Raw genomic sequence first — 3,510 nt, forward strand, 5'->3', positions numbered from 1 at the left:
ATCCTTTTCGCTTTTCGTTCATCCACAGCTTATTGCCGGGATGCCTTTACTTTGTACAGACTATTCTCGCAAAAAGTTAAGGACAGGTTCTTAGAATGTGCCGCTTCGTCCGTGCATGACGGACGCTCGTCAAAGAATGTCCTGTGCGCCGCGCGACTTCCTCGTCCGGCAATTTCCCGAGCAAAGCCAGTTCATCGGGTTTCCAGATTTCGTAACGCGCATTGCGGAAGGGAATTCCCAGCGCGAGACGCTTGTAACGCACGTTCTCCAAAGAACGATTTACCAACGGTGCAACATCGCGATCGGGTCGAGTGCCGAGCTGCGCAATCTCCTCTTTTGTCCAATGCCGATGACTCGGATTGTTGCTCGGCAATCCAAGCAAGTGCCGCCGTCGGCGAACTCGCGTCACGGGATAGCCAAGCTTGAGCGCGACTTTTTCATCGGTGAACTTGCCGAGCAACGCATCTTCTTCCGCCGTCCAGGTGCAATACGCCGCGCCCGGTTTGGCATTCACCATATTCGCGGGCTGCTTGCGGTGGGCACCCAATGCAATCACCTTGACGACTTTGAACGCGGCATCCGGTTTGGGTCGGTCGAGTTGAATGCGACGCGCTTCAACCGCAATGACAGTGCGACCAAACTTCCGCGCCAACTCCTCGTCCGGTTTCGAGCCAAGCAACACTTCTTCCTCTGGCGTCCACGGACGCGCCTTGGCCTTCGGCGGGATGCCCAGCTTCTTGCGACGCCATCCCACGTTGGTCACGCTGCGGCCCAGCAGCAACGCGACCTCGCGATCCGTGCGTGTGCCGAGAATCCTGTCGTCTGTTGGCCGCCACGGTTTCAGGTGGAGTCGAATGCGCTTCTTCCAGCGACGATGGCGCACCGCGCTGACCAGGCGGCCGAACTTCCGCGCCAACACTTGGTCCGGCTTCGTTCCCAGCAAACGATCCTCCTCCAACGTCCATTCCGGTTGTTGCTTTCTGACTTTGCCGCCGGCCAACTGACGGCGTCGCGTGTGAATCCGTTTGTAACTCCAACCGAGAATCGCGCGCAGTTCCTGATTTGATTTCGTTGCGAGCAACCGCGCGTAACCATCGCGCGGTTCGCGTTCCGTGCGGAACGGTTGCGGCGCATGACCGACGGCAGATTTGCCGAGAAACTTGCGACGATCCCGCACAGCACCGAGCGTGCGAGTTAATTTTTCGGCTACTTCTCGGTCGGTCAGCTTGCCAAGCAACGCATCCTCCTCCTCCGTCCAGGGAAACTGCCGCGCGGAACGCGGCTTATTCGACTCCCGTTCTACTCTCAATTTTACCTGTGAAACTTTCACGGCATCAGTTGTCGTTCATCGTTCAATCGCCGTCTCCACCGCTGGCACAAACAGGCCAAGGCCGAAGTGAGCGCCATAGCCGAAAGCCAACGGGCCACGGATCGGCTCGGCAAACTTGATTTGAAAAGCTCCTGCCGGTTGGTGCGCACTTTTCCCATTGCCGTGATGCCGCTCGGTCTGAAATTCCAGTGGACGCAAGCGCCGGGAGTTGATCGGGATTTCACGCAGTTCTTCCAACTTTTCCGGCGCAGGAAAACCGGCCTCCGCTATCAAGCGGCGAAGATCCTGGGCCGGACTTCCAATCGGCCAACCGCCCGCGTCGAGTTTTGGTCTGCCGTCGCGATGCGTTTTTGGATGCCGCGTCGAAACGAACGGCGTGAGCGAACGCCAGACCTTGGCCTCGCCAAGCAGTTCGGCGTCTCCAAAAGTATTTCTCTCCCCGAAACCAAGCAGCACGAGTTGTAGATCGTGTCCGCCGTGTCCCCACACTCTCTGCAAATTCTCCAAAGCGCGGCGTGCCGGCGCATCAAAGCCAGCGGGTGCAAATACCGTGATGTGGGTAATTGCATCGCGCGACCCGTTGGCTTCGCAGAATATGAAGGCGTGGCGATGGCCGGACGATGGTTTGCCATCCTTGTCACGGCCTGTAAAGACGGGAGGCGCTGACCCATTTGGAAATCTGGCGAGCAAAGCTTGATGCACACGCTCGGTAACCGAAACGGTTCGGGTGATTCGTGGCAAAACAGCGCTCTGAACGGCAAAACGGGCCACGGTGGGCCGTTGCGATGATCTGGTGCGCGAATGAACGGGTTGGAGATCGAAGCAGTTTTCAGGGCGAACATAATCTATCAGCTGACTTCCAGGTGGTAACGTCCACCCGGCGCGCTGCAACTCTCCAGTGTCGGCGTGGAGAGCATCGAAGATGTCAACAGGGAGTTTCGGATGAACGGTCTTTACACTCTTGCCACGTTTGCTCTTTGTAGGCGAAGCAGTGGACGCTGCCGGTTGCTTCGAGAGCCACGCGCGAAAATCCTCCGCACTCACAGGCGAGAGCAGGCGAATGAGTTCGTCGCTCTCAGGCACAGGATCGTTCTCCTGCAATGGTCGTGCATTCGGGTCGAACTGCGTGTCCACCAGCAACGCCTTCGCTTCGACGATGCTTTCGGCGCGGCCAAGATAACTGAGCCGTTCGCAGAGTAACGCGAGCCCCCGATTCTGCTCTGCTGAAAGAAGTACATCCCAAGCGATGCGCAATGGCCCGCTCAGATGAATGAAGGCGTCGAAGACTTTCGTGGTTTTCTGATTCTTTCCTTCGATGATTGGCATGTAATGGCGCGTATGGCCGAGGCTCGCCGCAGGCAGGTGAAATACTGGCGGCTTGGAAGCGAGGGTTTGGATCAGTTCCTTCACGACAGGTTCCGGCATGTCCGTCTTGGCTTTGAGATGCCACGTTGCTACGAGCGCGCGCAGAATCCGCCACGGCGATGGTGGCCACTCTACCGCGCCCTCGTTGACGTGTCGTCCCCAAGGTGTGGCGTGCAACCGCCCGGCGGGAAAGCGCAGTTCAACGATGGGCATTTTATTCCTCGAATTTGACAGTGGTTTTCATAGGTTTGGCGAAATTGTCCGCAGCCGCTTTGATCAAACCGGGCAACCCCTTTTCTAATTCATCCAGCGAGGGCAATTTGAAACCTTCAGGCCGCTTCACCTGCAATTCGCCGTCCAACTCCAGGTCGCAGGCGGTCCGTAACCGCAGGCCGTCACGCAGGAAGCGCCGTATCTTGAAAAGGGCAAGCGCAATGAGCAACTGCTCGGCGGCCTCACCGAGTCCAAAACCGCGAATGAGTGCAAGGTCGAGAGTGAAATATGCGGTGATCTCGCCACAGAATTCTTCGCGATGAAACGGCACGTTGCCAAACCCCTTGCCGGTATCGCCGCTGGGATTCAGGGCGTCGTTCTTCACTCCGCCGCTGGCAGCGACCGTGATGTTCTTTGCTTCAATGAACGCAGTCAGGGCGCGGGGCAATCGCATCCGGCCGCCGGCGATTTCTGATTTTGCCAAAAAGACGCCGTGCAAAAGGCTGTTCACGTCGTATTTCAAAAGCGTTTTGGCGAGCAGCTTCAGATTCACCGGCGCGAGATCGCCAACAGCGAGTTCCTTTTTAAGTGCTTCAAGAAAT

General features: G+C 57.5%; 3 protein-coding genes. All 3 read right to left on the reverse strand.

The window, feature by feature from the left end:
• Positions 1 to 76: 76 nt before the first annotated feature.
• Complete coding sequence (locus VN887_03040) at positions 77 to 1,330, reverse strand: hypothetical protein (GenBank protein HXT38976.1); 1,254 nt, start codon at positions 1,328 to 1,330, stop codon at positions 77 to 79.
• 15 nt (positions 1,331 to 1,345) lie between these two features.
• Positions 1,346 to 2,908, reverse strand: coding sequence for a type I-U CRISPR-associated protein Csb2 (csb2, locus tag VN887_03045; protein HXT38977.1), 1,563 nt, complete (start codon positions 2,906 to 2,908; stop codon positions 1,346 to 1,348).
• A gap of 1 nt (position 2,909) precedes the next feature.
• Positions 2,910 to 3,510, reverse strand: a 601-nt coding sequence (locus tag VN887_03050) for a type I-U CRISPR-associated protein Cas7 (protein ID HXT38978.1), incomplete at its 5' end; no start/stop codon positions are given.

It is taken from the genome of Candidatus Angelobacter sp. (assembly GCA_035607015.1).
Taxonomy (GTDB): Bacteria; Verrucomicrobiota; Verrucomicrobiia; order Limisphaerales; family AV2; genus AV2.

Bases quoted from the DNA above. Each gene is read 5' to 3' on its own strand.
- csb2 (HXT38977.1), bottom strand. From the start codon at position 2,908: ATGCCCATCGTTGAACTGCGCTTTCCCGCCGGGCGGTTGCACGCCACA.